At 47.0% G+C, this 576-nt stretch carries 1 protein-coding gene; it reads left to right on the top strand.

The window, feature by feature from the left end; translation table 11 throughout:
- The coding region (locus R7R78_RS28245; RefSeq protein WP_225474867.1) for an AMP-binding protein at positions 1–576 on the top strand (576 nt) is incomplete at both ends.

Here is a 576-nt window from a genome sequence, read left to right as displayed (position 1 = left end):
ATGACTTTGCTATCTCTTGGAAAGACTTTGTCGCAAAAGGCGATACAAGCCATCAAGCTGAACTTGATGAGCGTTTGGAACAAGCGAAAGTTGATGATTTGCTTACGCTGATCTACACCTCAGGTACAACGGGTCAACCTAAGGGCGTGATGTTGGATTATGGCAACATCGCAGCGCAGCTAGAAGGTCACGACCAACGCTTGAGCTTATCTCAAGATGATGTTTCTTTGTGTTTCCTTCCGCTTTCACACGTATTTGAACGCGCTTGGACATTCTACGTATTATACAAAGGTGCGACGAACTGTTACTTGCAAGACACCATGCAGGTGCGCGATGCATTAAGTGAAGTGCGTCCAACCGTGATGTGTGCGGTTCCTCGTTTCTACGAAAAGATTTTCTCAGCGATTCACGAGAAAGTGTCTCGAGCACCGATTCATCGCAAGATCATGTTTACTTGGGCGGTGAACATGGGCGCGAAAATGGCACTTTGCCATCAAGAAAAACGCAAACCTTCGATGATGCTGCGCAAAGCACACGCATTAGCTGACAAGTTGGTGCTAAGTAAGTTGCGCGCAC

It is taken from the genome of Vibrio sp. 2134-1 (assembly GCF_033339495.1).
Note: the sequence above shows the minus strand (reverse complement) of the source record. Positions and strands in the feature narration are given on the sequence as shown.